This window comes from Branchiibius hedensis (assembly GCF_900108585.1).
Lineage (GTDB): Bacteria > Actinomycetota > Actinomycetes > Actinomycetales > Dermatophilaceae > Branchiibius > Branchiibius hedensis.
This window is the reverse complement of the sequence record NZ_UESZ01000001.1, coordinates 3594143-3607105: the sequence shown is the minus strand read 5'-3', so window position 1 is coordinate 3607105 and position 12963 is coordinate 3594143. Positions and strand designations below refer to the sequence as shown.

Below are 12963 nucleotides of genomic sequence, written 5' to 3'. Positions count from 1 at the left end.
CAGGAACGAAAGACTCACGAAGATCAGTCGACCAGACCCTCGAAGAGGATCGTCGACAGGTAGCGCTCGCCGAAGGAGGGGATGATCACCACGATGGTCTTGCCGGCGTTCTCCGGACGCGTGGCGACCTGGTTGGCCGCCGCGAGCGCCGCACCGGAGGAGATACCGACCAGCAGGCCCTCCTCGGTGGCGGCCTTGCGGGCCCACTCGACCGCGGTCTCGGCGTTGACGTCGATGACCTCGTCGTAGATGTCGGTGTTCAGGATCTCCGGCACGAAGTTGGCGCCGATGCCCTGGATCTTGTGCGGGCCGGGCTGACCGCCGTTGAGGATCGGAGACTCCTCCGGCTCGACGGCGACGATCTGCACCGACGGCTTGCGGGCCTTGAGCACCTCGCCGACACCGGTGATGGTGCCGCCGGTACCGATACCGGAGATGACGATGTCGACCTCGCCGTCGGTGTCCTTCCAGATCTCCTCGGCCGTGGTCTGGCGGTGGATCTCCGGGTTGGCGGCGTTGGCGAACTGCCGGGCGAGTACGGCGCCACGCTCCTGCACGATCTCGTCCGCCTTGTTGACGGCGCCCTTCATACCCTCCGAACCCGGGGTCAGCACCAGTTCGGCACCGAAGGCCCGCAGCAACGCACGGCGCTCCTTGGACATGGTCTCCGGCATGGCCAGGACGACCTTGTAACCCTTGGCCGCGCCCACCATCGCCAACGCGATGCCGGTGTTGCCGGAGGTGGCCTCGACGATGGTGCCGCCTGGCTTCAGCTCGCCGCTGTCCTCGGCCGCCTTGATGATCGCCGCGCCGATGCGGTCCTTCACCGAGGCACCGGGGTTGCTGTACTCCAGCTTCGCCGCGACGATCGCGTCGGAGTCAATCAAGCGGTTGATCCGGACCAGTGGTGTGTTACCGATGGCCTGGGTCACGTCGTCGAGAATCGGCATCGCACGTCCTTCTTAGCTGAGGCGCGGCACAGAGCTCCGGCCGCGCAGGTTGGTTATAGACATTCCAACACTGCGTTATCCATCGCGCAAACCAATCCCGCACATCGGGCAGCCAACATCCAGTCGACGGCCAGCGATCGTCCAGCGCCAGCCGGTTGACTGCGGCGGTGCTGCAACAGCTACCGGCGGTCCGGCAGCGATCCTCATGTGCCGTCGCGATGGCCCTGACCCTCGTCCTCGGCGTCGCCCTGCGTGCAGCGTCCGCGCTGCTGATGACCCGCGCGGCCCTGCACCCTCTGCCGGTCGCGGGGATTAACGGCGGACCAGGGCATCCCAGGGCGCCGTTGCCGCCCAGCGCTCAGCGGGCGTACTGGCGGATGGCGACCTCGTGGGACGGCTGGTGGTTCCGGTCCATTGCGGCCCACGGCTATCCGGCCGCCCTGCCTACCCACGATGGTGCGATCCAGCACAACGAATGGGCCTTCCTGCCGGCGTACCCGATCGCGGTGCGCTGGACCATGCACCTGACTGGTGCGGGCTTCGCGGAGACGGGCGCAGCAATCGCGGTGGTCAGTTCCCTGGCGGCAGCGATCCTGATCGTCGTCCTGCTGACCCCGCGGGTAGGGCGGTGGGCCGCTGTCGCGTGCGCGGTTCTCGTCATGGCCGCGCCCGCCAGCCCCACCTTCCAAATGACCTACTCGGAAGGGCCGGCCCTGCTGATCCTCGTGGCCGTGTTGCTGGCACTGGATCACCAACGCTGGCTCACCGCGGCAGCGCTGATGCTCGTGGCGGGTCTGACCCGACCTATCGCGGCACCCCTGGCGGTAGTCGTCGCCGTCGTCGTGCTCGCACGATGGCGCAGCGCACGCCCGTTGCGGGCGAGGGAGTGGATCCGGATAGCCAGCCTCGTGGCTGCGTGCGCCGTCGCGACCGTCGCCTGGCAGGTGATTGCCTGGGTTCGCACCGGCGACTTCGGTGCCTACTCCCGCACCGAGGCGTCCTGGCACGACGCCGACCGGATCATCCCGTTTGTCACCTGGCTCGATGCCGCCCGACGCACCGTTGGCCACTCGTGGGGTCTGCCTTGGCTGGTTGGGCTGATCGCGGCGTACGTCGCCGTCCTGGTCAGCCCCGTGGCCAGCCGACTCGGCCTGGCCCTGCGCACCTGGTGCATCGCCTACCTGCTCTACATCGGCGCGTTCAGTGATTTCGTCACCTCAGACGTCCGGTTTGCCCTCCTGCTGTTCCCGTTGCCCGCGGTCTTGATCGGCGCCGCCGCGCGACATCGACCACCCCGGTCGGCGCAGATCGCCGCCGCCGTCATCGTCGCCGTGGCGTTCCTGACCCTGCAGGTCTTCTGGATCAACGATCTGCTGCGGCCCACGACGGTCATGCAGCCGGTGTAATACCGCCGCTCGGAAGTTACTGGCGGGTAACGGCCGTCTAGACTATCCCCATGTCAGCACTGCAGATCGTGGCAGCCGTCATCGCCCTGGGCCTGACCGTGGTCGCCGTAGGCCTGGTCACCCGCACGGTTCTGGAAATGCTCGCCACCTTCCGGGTCGGCAAGCCCGACTCCCGTTCGGATCACCCGGCCGCGCGCACCCAGACCCTGCTGCGGGAATTCCTCGGCCACACCCGGATGTCCCGGTTGCCGGTGGTCGCGGCCGCGCACTGGGTTACGATGATCTCCTTCATCGTGCTGTCCCTGGCCGTGCTGCAGTCCTACTTCCAGATCTTCAAGCCCGACTTCGTGCTGCCGATCATCGGCCACTTCTTCCTGTGGGGTTGGGTCGTTGACTTCCTCGGCTGGTTCGGCCTGATCGGCATCACGATCCTGATCCTGAACCGCGTGAAGCGCCACCCCGCCCGCGCACCCGGCAAGGACGGGCGCTACTCGCGATTCTTCGGCTCCACCTTCTGGCAGGCCTACTTCGTCGAGATCGTCATCCTCGTCGAGATCGTGTGCGTGCTCACGCTGCGCGGCCTGGAGTACGCCCTCGAATCCCACGAAGGCGACAGCGCCGCCAACGCGCTGCACTACCCGCTCACCGGGTGGTACGGGAACTGGCTGACGAACCTGTCCACGGACAGCCTCAAACAACTGATCGTCGTGATCTCCGCGATCAAGATCATCACCGCGATGGTCTGGGTCATCGTCATCGCCAGCAACATCACGATGGGCGTTGCGTGGCACCGCTTCCTGGCCTTCTTCAACATCTGGTTCAAGCGCCACCCCCAGGGCCGCACGTCACTCGGCGCCCTCCAGCCGATGAAGGTCGACGGGCAGGTCGTCACCATGGAGGCCCTGGAGGACCTCGACGAGGACGCCACCTTGGGCGTCGGCAAGGTCGAGGAGTTCACCTGGAAGGGCCTGCTGGACTTCTCCACCTGCACCGAGTGCGGTCGCTGTCAGAGTCAGTGCCCGGCCTGGAACACCGAGAAGCCGTTGTCCCCCAAGTTGTTGATGATGACGCTGCGCGAGCACGCCCACGCCAAGGCGCCGTACCTCAAGGCAGCGCAGGACGCCCGCGCCAGTCTGCCCGAGGCGACCACGGCGCTGGCCGAACTGCCCCTGGTCGGCGAGACCGGCTACGACATCCGCAACCCGTTGACCGCCTACAACCCGCATGGCCCGGACGCCGTGATCGACCAGGACGTGCTCTGGTCGTGTACGACGTGTGGTGCCTGTGTGGAGCAGTGCCCCGTGGACATCGAGCATGTCGATCACATCGTCGACATGCGCCGCTACCAGACCCTCATCGAGTCGGCCTTCCCCAGCGAACTGGGCGGACTCTTCAAGAACCTCGAGGGCAAGGGCAACCCGTGGGGCATGTCGCCACGAGCCCGATTGGACTGGGCCAAGGGCCTGCCCTTCGAGGTCAAGGTCTTCGGCCAGGACGTGGAGAACCTCTCCGAGGTCGACTACCTGTTCTGGGTCGGCTGCGCCGGGGCGTATGAGGACCGGGCCAAGAAGACCACCCGCGCCGTCGCGGAGTTGCTGGACACTGCCGGGGTGAGCTTCGCCGTACTCGGTGACGGGGAGTCCTGCACCGGCGACTCAGCCCGCCGCGCCGGCAACGAGATGCTCTTCCAGGCCCTGGCCAGCCAGAACGTCGAGACGCTGAACGAGGCCGGCGCGACCAAGATCGTCGTGACCTGCCCGCACTGCTTCAACACGTTGAAGAACGAGTACCCCCAGCTCGGCGGCGATTACGAGGTCGTGCATCACACGCAACTGCTGAACCGCCTGGTGCGCGACAAGCGCCTCGTGCCGGTCGCGCGGCCGGAGGAGGCCGACCTGTCCGGAGCGGCCTCCACGGCACCGAGCGTGACCTACCACGACCCGTGCTACCTGGGTCGGCACAACGGCGTCTACGCCCCGCCGCGCGAACTGATCGGCTCGCTACCGGGAGTCGAGTTGCGCGAGATGGAGCGGGCCGGCGAGAAGTCGTTCTGCTGCGGCGCCGGTGGTGCCCGCATGTGGATGGAGGAGAAGCTCGGCTCGCGGATCAACCTCAACCGGACCAAGGAGGCCGTGGCCACGGGCGCCGACCGGATCGCGATCGGCTGCCCGTTCTGCCGGGTGATGATCACCGACGGGCTGACCTCGGAGCAGGCCAACGGGGACGCCCGCCCGGAGGTCGAGGTCGTCGACGTCGCCAACATGCTGCTGGCCGCCGTACGTCGCGGTCAGACCCCCGAGCCGGTCGCCGCCGGAGCCAGCGCCGCGCAGTAACTCGCACCGGCAACCACCGGGCCGCGCGACGGGCGGCCTCGGTCACCGCGCCGGCAGCACCGGAGGCGGATTCCACATCGCGGGTGGTGCCGGCGCCGGTTTGGGTGGTGCTGGTGCGGGCGGCGCCGGCATCGGTCGCTGCAGTTCGAAGGTGTACGTCGTGGCCGTCCCGCCGAGGAAGACCCCGTCGGTGCGCTGGTAGAAGTCCTGGGCGGCGACGACGTCGGTGTCGTGACCGAGAAGGTCGTGCGCCCGTTTGGCGTACCCGTGCGAGTCGTGGGTCGCGAAGTTGTTCGCGGCATCCGTCGGCGCCGCGCAACTGATCTGCGCCCGGTTGAGCCGGTTGGCCGTGTCCTGGTTGTCCGCGTGCGGCACGACGTCGCCGTCGAGTCCCACGTCCAACCCGTTGACCTGCTTCGGCAGATCCATCCCGGTGACGGGTGCGGCGAACGTGACGACCTCGCGGATGTTCATCTCCTTGGCCAGTTGCGGATCGTGGGCCAGGCTGGCGGCGAGGATCCCACCCTGACTGTGCCCGGTGAGCAGCACCGGCTCACTGCCCGGGTTCACCCCGGCCTGTCGCTGAGCCGACGCAAGCGCCTGTTGCACAGCCGGTTTCAGCGAACTGGACAGCCCGGCCATCAACCGCAGATTGGCGGACAGGTCAGCCGGGTTGGCCTGCGAGATCGGCGACCACTGCGCCGTACCCGGGATGCTGACAACCCAGGCGCTGCTGCCATCGGGTTGCTGGACGCGCTGCACCACGATGCGCTCACGGTCCTCCGGTGATCGACCTGCGACGTTGATCTCATCCACCAGACCGCCCAGATCCTTCGGACCCGCGCCGGTCGGAGTGCGTGACGGGATCTGGTTGACGGTCAACGGTGTCGAGTCGCGGAACATCCCGAACAACTCGCCCGCCCAGACAATCCCGGTCAATTGCTGCTCGGTGCTGAGCAGATCCATGCCTGCGGGATTGAGTGCTGTGTGCAGCATCAGGACGAGATCGCCGGTCAGACCCGCCGTGCCCGGAATGATGTCGCGATCGATACCGACCTGTCGCGCGCGCCAGTTGACGGCGGTGCCGACCAGTTCGTAGGTCAGCTTGACCGGCAACATGGCCTGCTGCACTCGCTGCATCAGCTGCCGGGTCAGCGCCTCGTTCGCGTCGTAGGCAGCTGCGCTGAGCCGGACGAGGCGAGCCAGCGCTTCGGTGTGCAGGACCAAAGCGCCCAGGCCGGTAGGCCCCACGGTCAGTGCAGCCACCTGGCAACTGATATCCGCCGCGGAGCCAGGCGACAGGATGGCACCCCTCGCCGGCAGGCGCAGCACGGTCGCGGTCAGGCTCACCAGCGTGTCCCGCGCGACGTTGCCGCTGCGATCGAGCAGGTCGGCCGCCGTCCGTAAGCCTGCGGTATCGGCAGCCACCGATTGCGAACCTCCGGTGCTGGCGCAGAACCCGGCGCTGGCAGCGGCCGATGACCCGGCCGCTGGCGTTGGCGTCACCGGCCGCGGTTCACCCGGGATTCCGGCGAACCGGTGATGGGTGTCGATGTCACTCACGCTGCTTCCCTCGTGAAGATCGGATCACAGATGGCGTTCAACATTGCTTGCAGCGACAACGCAGCCACCGGCTCGAAGGTCAATTCACCCTGGCCGGCCGGCGACAACAGGCCCCATCCGGATCGCAACGCGATGGCGTTGAGCACGCACACCGCGGCGCCTGGGAGTCCTTCGGAGAGAAACTGTTGCGCAGTACCGATCCCGGCCGCACCGACCTGACCGGGCCGCAGCACGCTGACTGTGAGTTGTCCGCTGGCGCCAAAGGCGAAGTCCCGCAACCACGGTGGCACTCGCTCCCAGCCCACGACCCCCACCGCGGCATCGACCCGTGCTGGGTCCCCGGTTCGTATCGCCTCGGCCACGAGCAGTGCCTCTGCTGCACCGACCGGGCCTTCGCCGCCCGGCGCCACACCATCGGTGAACCTCAGCCCGGCGTCGGTCTCGATGGACAGTTGCAGATCGATGAGCTCGGTCACCAGCGACCACGCCGGTCCGCTGGACACCAGCGCCGACGGGATCCGGGTGGGCAGACCAGAACCGGGCGGAAGGGTGAATCGCACTGAGTCGTAGTCGCGCTCGCGACCTCCTGCGATCAGGACCTCTGTCGCAGATCCGCTGTGTGCGCTGGCGACCAGGAAGGTACGTCGATCGGCGCCGACGCGGGCCAGAGCATCCCACCAGGTCAGGTCTGCCTCGCGGATGCGGCCCGTCACGCCGCACCCCGGGCAGCAAGAACTTCACGGGGTTGGCGACATTGAGGACGCTGTCGAGCAGACCTTCGTGGTCCTGCACGTGACGGGCGTGGGACAACAGGGTGTCGTGCAACCGATCCAGGTCTCCGGAGAGCCGGTGATAGTCAACCGAGCGCTCGCGGATCTTCGAATGGTATTGCGCTGCAGCTGAACCCGACCATCGGACCGTGGCGCGCTCAGAAACCCTGGCGCTCTCGACCCGTAACTCCTGCGCCATGGTGGCGACCGCGCGCGCCACCTCGCGAATGATGTCGGCATCGTCCATGCGAGGAACGGTAGGCAAACTTGGGCTACTCGCGCAGCGGACGACTGGGCAACCTGTGGAGAACTGCTCAGACTGGTATGGACTCGTCGTCGTCAGTGACGGCAGCGCCTTCGAACTGCGCCATGTACAGGTTGTAGTAGGCGCCGCCGGCGGCCAGCAGCGACTCATGATCGCCCTGCTCGACGATGTTGCCGTCTTCCATGACCAGGATCGTGTCGGCATCACGGATGGTCGAAAGCCGGTGCGCGATCACGAAACTGGTGCGGTCCGACCGCAGCGCAGCCATCGCGTCCTGCAACATCACCTCGGTGCGGGTGTCCACCGAACTGGTCGCCTCGTCCAGGATCAACAACGCCGGGTCCGCGAGGAACGCCCGAGCGATCGTGATCAACTGACGCTCCCCCACCGACAGGTTCGCCGCCTCGTCATCGATGACGGTGTCGTAGCCGTCCGGCAGCGACCGCACGAACCGGTCGACGAAGGTCGCCCGGGCCGCCGCCATGATCTCGTCCTCACTGGCACCGAGCCGACCGTAGGCGATGTTGTCCCGGATCGTGCCACCGAACAGCCAGGTGTCCTGCAGCACCATGGCGATGCGTGATCGCAGCGCGGCACGGGGCACCGAGGCGATATCGACGTCGTCCAAGGCGATCCGACCACTGTCGATGTCGTAGAAGCGCATCACCAGATTGACCAGCGTGGTCTTGCCGGCGCCGGTCGGTCCCACGATGGCAACGGTCTCCCCCGGCTCCACGGTGAGGTTCAGGTCGCGGATCAGCGGCGCCGCCGCGTCGTACCCGAAGGTCACGTCCTCGAAGGTGACCTTGCCACGCACGGGCGGCAGGTGACCCTGCGCGTCGGCGGGTTCGTCGGGCGCGTCCAGGACCTCGAAGACCCGCTCGGCGCTGGCGACCCCGGACTGCATGAGGTTCACCATCGAGGCCAACTGGGTCAGCGGCTGGGTCAGTTGGCGGGTGTACTGCACGAACGCGGTGACGTTGCCGAGCGTCATCGACCCGGCGGCCACTTGCAGTCCACCGAGAACGCAGACCGCGACGTACTGCAGGTTGCCGACGAACATCATGATCGGCATCATCAGCCCGCTGATGAACTGGGCTTTCCAACTGACGTCGGCGAGTTTGTCGTTGGTGGTCTTGAACGCCGACTCGACCTCGGGGCCGCGACCGAACACCTTCACCAACTCGTGGGCGGTGAAGGTCTCCTCGATGCGGGCGTTGAGTTGACCGGTCGTGGCCCACTGGGCGACGAACAGCTTCTGCGAGCGCTTCATGATCTGGCCGGTCAGCACCAGGATCACCGGAATCACCAGCAGCGCAATGAGAGTCAGCCACCACGAGATGGTGAACATCATGATGATCACACCGACCACTGTCAGCAGGTTGACCAGCAACTGGCTGAGGGTCTGTTGCATCGACTGACCGATGTTGTCGATGTCGTTGGTGACCCGGGACAGCAGTTCGCCGCGCGGTCTCGAGTCGAGGTACTTCAACGGCAGCACGTTGATCTTGCCCTCGACGTCCTTGCGCAGCCGGTTCATCGTCTGCTGCACCGCGTAGTTCAGCAGCCGCGCCTGGATGAACTGCATCGCCCCCGCGAGCAGGTACAGACACAGCACGATCAGCAGGATCCGCCCGACGGCACCGAAGTCGATGCCGGCGCCGGGAACGAAGTGCTCCATTTTGGCGACCATGTCGGCGAACGTGTTGTCACCTCGCGCCCGCAGCCCGTCGACCACCTGCTGCTGGGTGGTGCCCGCGGGTACGTGCACGGCCTTGCTGACCGCACCGCTGAAGATGCGGTCCACCGCCAACCCCAGGACCCGCGGGCCGACAACACTCAAGGCCACTGACCCGATCGACAGCAGCAGGATCGCAATCAACGAAGCCCGATGCGGCGCAAGGAGTTTGAACAACCGGACCGCGGATCCCTTGAAGTCCTTGGTTTTCTCTCCCGGGCCGACCCCCATGCCCGGACCACGCGCGGGCCGGGCCGGTGGCCGCTGGGTGGGGCTCTCCTCGTCACTCATGCCGCGTCCACCCCCAATTGGGACTGGACGATCTCGCGGTACGGCGTGCAGCCGGCCAACAGCTCATCGTGCGTGCCGAGGCCGACCGCCTGACCGTCCTCCAGGACCAGGATCTGATCGGCGTCGGTGATCGTCGAAACCCGTTGGGCCACGATGAAAACGGTGGCGTCACGGGTCACCGGCTTCAAGGCGTTGCGCAACCGGCGGTCGGTTTGCAGATCCAGTGCCGAGAACGAGTCGTCGAACAGGTAGATCCGTGGTTGCGCGACCAGCGCGCGCGCAATGCACAGCCGTTGCCGCTGACCGCCGGACACGTTGGTGCCGCCCTGGGAGATCGGTGCTTCGAGACCGCCGTCGAGTTTGCGCACGAAGTCCGCGGCCTGGGCGATCTCCAGGGCCCGCCACAACTCCTCGATCGTGGCGTGCGGGTTGCCGTAGCGCAGGTTGCTCGCAACGGTCCCGCTGAACAGGTAACCCTTCTGCGGGACGATGCCGATGTGCCCCCACAGCTGGGTCGGCTCGAGGTCGCGGACATCGACCCCGTCGACCAGGACGGCGCCGTCGGTGGCGTCGAACAACCGCGCGATCAGGGACAGCAGCGTCGACTTGCCCGATCCCGTCGAGCCCATGATCGCGATCGTCTGTCCGGGCCGACCGGTCAGCGAAATGTCCTGCAGCACTGGCGCATCAGCTCCCGGGTACTGCATCGACGCATCGCGCAACTCCACCGTGCCGAGCATCCGCGACGGGGTGACCGGGTGCTGCGGCGGCACCACCGATGGCTCGGTGTCGAGCACCTGGGTGATCCGGTCGGCGGACACCGAGGCCCGCGGAATCATCATGAACATGAAGGTCGCCATCATGACGGCCATCAGGATCTGGATCAGATAGGTCATGTAGGCCGACAGGCTGCCGATCTCGACATCACCGGCATCCACCTGGTGGGCACCGAACCACCAGACCCCGACCGTCGAGAGGTTCATGATCGTGAAGACGATCGGAAACATCGACATCATCAGTCGGCCGACCCGGATCGAAGAATCCGTCAACTCGTCCGTCGCGACGCCGAACCGATCGGTCTCGAAGGGTTCGCGGGTGAACGCCCGGATCACTCGCACGCCGGTGAGGTGCTCACGCAGGATCCGGTTGACGGTGTCCAGCCGGGACTGCACCATCCGGAAGCCGGGCACCATCTTGCGCACGACCAGCGCGATCGCCACGCCCATCACCGCGACCGCGAGCGCCATCAGCCAGGACAACCCTGGGTCGGTGCGGACCGACATGATGATGCCGCCGACCATCATGATCGGTGCCGACACCATCAAGGTCGCGCCCATCAGCACCAGCATCTGCACCTGCTGGACGTCGTTGGTGCTGCGGGTGATCAGCGAGGGGGCACCGAAGGTGTTGACCTCCCGCGCGGAGAACCGGCCGACGGCGTGGAAGACGCCACCTCGAATGTCCCGGCCAACCGACATTGCCAGGCGGGCGCCGATGTAGGCCGCACCGATCGCGGCGAACACCTGGACCACGCTGATGGCCAGCATGATCATGCCGGTGTGCGTGATGTAGCCGGTGTCGCCGCGGGAGATCCCCTTGTCGATGATGTCGGCGTTCAGGGTGGGCAGGTAGAGGTTGGCGGCGACGCTGATCAACTGCAGCAGGATCAGCGCCGCGACATATCCCTGATAGGGCGCGAGCCGGTCGCGGATGAGTCGCAGCAGCATGGTCCTTGCAGCATATGGATCGCTACCGACAGATTGCTATGCGAATTGTCACAGGTCACGCAGGCGGGCGGACAGGAACGCGGCCGCTTCCGCGTGCCAGTGCGTCGGCCGGCGCAACATGGCGTGACTGTCGTGGATGCTCTCGAAGGTGGCGTCCCCGCCCAGGGCTTGCACGCGGCGTACCAGCTCCTGCGAGGTGCGCGCATCGGTGACCCGGTCCTCGTCGCCGTGCAGCACCAGCAACGGGGTGTCGACGAAGGAGGCGGCGGGGTACCCCTCGGCGTACCAGGGGGCCAATCCGACCACCGCCCGCACCCGCTCGTCGGAGGCAAGTTCCAGCGCGACCCGCCCGCCCATCGAGTGGCCGACGAGGGCGATGGGTACGCCGGGGTGGCGCCTACTCAGCTCATCGAGGGCCCACCGGGCGTCCAGGACCGGCGATCGACGTACGCCGTTCCAGCCCTGCACCGCGTAGCGCAACAGGGCGGGGCGCACCTGGGCGTGGGTACGGCGACGCAGCGCCGCCGCGAACGGCACCATCACCAGGGCAGGCGGATGCAGTCGCCCGACGGGCTGGCTGTTGAACGGCGATCCGCCGTGCAACATCAGGGCGATCACCCCGCCGGGAGCTACAGCGCCCGGCGCACTCAGGTGCGCGTGACCGCCATCGTGGGCCGGGCCGGTGAAGGTGGCCCGGCGCCGATCAGACATCCGACTTGTGGAAGTTCTGGTAGGAGCGGCTGGCCGTCGGGCCGCGCTGGCCCTGGTAGTGGGAGCCGTACTTGGCTGAGCCGTAGGGATTTTCCGCCGGTGAGGACAACTGGAAGAAACACAGCTGACCGATCTTCATGCCGGGCCACAGCTTGATCGGCAGGGTCGCCACGTTGGACAGCTCCAGCGTGACGTGGCCGCTGAAGCCGGGGTCGACGAAACCGGCCGTGGCGTGGGTGAGCAGCCCGAGCCGGCCGAGGCTGGACTTGCCCTCGACGCGCGCAGCGACGTCGTCGGGCAGGGTGACCTGCTCGTACGTCGAGCCGAGGACGAACTCGCCGGGGTGCAGCACGAAGGGCTCCCCGTCGGCGCATTCGTGGGCCCGGGTCAACTCCTCCTGCTCAGCGGCGGGGTCGATGAACGGGTACTTGTGGTTGTCGAACAACCGGAAGTAGCGGTCAAGGCGGATGTCGATGCTGGACGGCTGGATCATCCCCGGATCGAAGGGGTCCAGCGCGACCCGTCCGGCGTCGATCTGCGCGCGGATGTCGCGGTCAGAGAGCAGCACCCGCTCAACCTACCCTGCGTTTCGGAGTTGTACCGGCCGCGGGTTAGACTCTCGCACTGGCTGGTCGGGGTGATCCTCCGGCCGCCGCACGCGGGCGTAGCTCAATGGTAGAGCGCCAGCTTCCCAAGCTGGACACGCGAGTTCGATTCTCGTCGCCCGCTCCACTTCAGCCGATACTCACGAGTACCCCAGCGCGTGGCCCTAGGGTGAGCCTCGTTCATCACGCGACTCACCCCTGAGAGGGTTTCCATGCACGAGTTCTGGCAGTACTTGCTCTTTGTCCTCTACATCTTCTTCTTCATCGCCTACTTGATGGTGATGTTCCAGATCATCACCGACCTGTTCCGCGACCACGAGACCAGTGGCTGGGCCAAGGCGGTGTGGATCGTCTTCCTGATCCTCTTCCCGGTGTTGACCGCCTTGGTCTACCTGATCGTCCGGGGCAAGGGCATGGCGCTCCGGCAACAGCAGCGGATCGCCACCGCGGAGCAGCAGACACGCGAGTACGTGCGCGAAGCCGCCGGCCGCAACCCGGCCCAGGAGATCGCCGACGCCAAGGCCCTCCTGGACTCCGGCACCATCAGCCCCGAGGAGTTCGAGGCGCTGAAGGCCAAGGCACTGGCCTGACCCGCGCCGACAAA

At 66.9% G+C, this 12963-nt stretch carries 10 protein-coding genes and 1 tRNA gene; 4 read left to right on the top strand and 7 right to left on the bottom strand.

Annotated features, from left to right (window positions below; translation table 11 throughout):
- Positions 1 to 23 precede the first annotated feature (23 nt).
- A complete protein-coding gene (cysK, locus tag DR843_RS17545) occupies positions 24 to 950 on the bottom strand; it encodes a cysteine synthase A (RefSeq protein WP_109687918.1) in 927 nt (308 codons plus the stop codon).
- 167 nt (positions 951 to 1117) lie between these two features.
- Here cysK and DR843_RS17540 point away from each other — a divergent pair, with 167 nt between their 5' ends.
- Together DR843_RS17540 and DR843_RS17535 are read left to right on the top strand one after the other, a co-directional pair.
- The gene (locus DR843_RS17540) at positions 1118 to 2356 is read left to right on the top strand and encodes a hypothetical protein (RefSeq protein WP_109687916.1); all 1239 of its coding nucleotides are present in this window, start codon (positions 1118 to 1120) and stop codon (positions 2354 to 2356) included.
- Between the two features lie 50 nt (positions 2357 to 2406).
- Entirely contained in the window at positions 2407 to 4689 is a 2283-nt protein-coding gene (locus tag DR843_RS17535) for a (Fe-S)-binding protein (protein WP_109687914.1), read from the top strand.
- 42 nt (positions 4690 to 4731) lie between these two features.
- Here DR843_RS17535 and DR843_RS17530 read toward each other — a convergent pair whose 3' ends face one another.
- From DR843_RS17530 to dcd, 6 genes are all read right to left on the bottom strand, one after another.
- Complete coding sequence (locus DR843_RS17530) at positions 4732 to 6252, bottom strand: alpha/beta hydrolase (RefSeq protein WP_109687912.1); 1521 nt, start codon at positions 6250 to 6252, stop codon at positions 4732 to 4734.
- A complete protein-coding gene (locus tag DR843_RS17525) occupies positions 6249 to 6965 on the bottom strand; it encodes a hypothetical protein (protein ID WP_109687910.1) in 717 nt (238 codons plus the stop codon). Before DR843_RS17525 ends, DR843_RS17530 begins: the two co-directional genes overlap by 4 nt.
- Before the next feature lie 371 nt (positions 6966 to 7336).
- Positions 7337 to 9316, bottom strand: coding sequence for an ABC transporter ATP-binding protein (locus DR843_RS17515; protein WP_211310279.1), 1980 nt, complete (start codon positions 9314 to 9316; stop codon positions 7337 to 7339).
- Complete coding sequence (locus tag DR843_RS17510; protein WP_109687904.1) at positions 9313 to 11043, bottom strand: ABC transporter ATP-binding protein; 1731 nt, start codon at positions 11041 to 11043, stop codon at positions 9313 to 9315. The genes DR843_RS17515 and DR843_RS17510 overlap by 4 nt, the downstream gene beginning before the upstream one ends.
- A gap of 48 nt (positions 11044 to 11091) precedes the next feature.
- Entirely contained in the window at positions 11092 to 11754 is a 663-nt protein-coding gene (locus DR843_RS17505; protein WP_109687903.1) for an alpha/beta hydrolase, read from the bottom strand.
- The gene (gene dcd, locus DR843_RS17500) at positions 11747 to 12322 is read right to left on the bottom strand and encodes a dCTP deaminase (protein ID WP_109687901.1); all 576 of its coding nucleotides are present in this window, start codon (positions 12320 to 12322) and stop codon (positions 11747 to 11749) included. The genes DR843_RS17505 and dcd overlap by 8 nt, the downstream gene beginning before the upstream one ends.
- A gap of 90 nt (positions 12323 to 12412) precedes the next feature.
- Between dcd and DR843_RS17495 the strand changes: the two genes are divergently transcribed.
- Together DR843_RS17495 and DR843_RS17490 are read left to right on the top strand one after the other, a co-directional pair.
- Positions 12413 to 12486 (top strand) — tRNA-Gly (locus DR843_RS17495).
- Between the two features lie 85 nt (positions 12487 to 12571).
- Positions 12572 to 12949: an SHOCT domain-containing protein gene (locus tag DR843_RS17490; RefSeq protein ID WP_109687899.1), complete on the top strand. Its 378-nt coding sequence runs from the start codon at positions 12572 to 12574 to the stop codon at positions 12947 to 12949.
- Positions 12950 to 12963: the final 14 nt, after the last annotated feature.

Bases quoted from the DNA above. Each gene is read 5' to 3' on its own strand.
- cysK (WP_109687918.1), bottom strand. From the start codon at position 950: ATGCCGATTCTCGACGACGTGACCCAGGCCATCGGTAACACACCACTG.
- DR843_RS17535 (WP_109687914.1), top strand. From the start codon at position 2,407: ATGTCAGCACTGCAGATCGTGGCAGCCGTCATCGCCCTGGGCCTGACC.
- DR843_RS17515 (WP_211310279.1), bottom strand. From the start codon at position 9,316: ATGAGTGACGAGGAGAGCCCCACCCAGCGGCCACCGGCCCGGCCCGCG.
- DR843_RS17510 (WP_109687904.1), bottom strand. From the start codon at position 11,043: ATGCTGCTGCGACTCATCCGCGACCGGCTCGCGCCCTATCAGGGATAT.
- DR843_RS17505 (WP_109687903.1), bottom strand. From the start codon at position 11,754: ATGTCTGATCGGCGCCGGGCCACCTTCACCGGCCCGGCCCACGATGGC.
- DR843_RS17490 (WP_109687899.1), top strand. From the start codon at position 12,572: ATGCACGAGTTCTGGCAGTACTTGCTCTTTGTCCTCTACATCTTCTTC.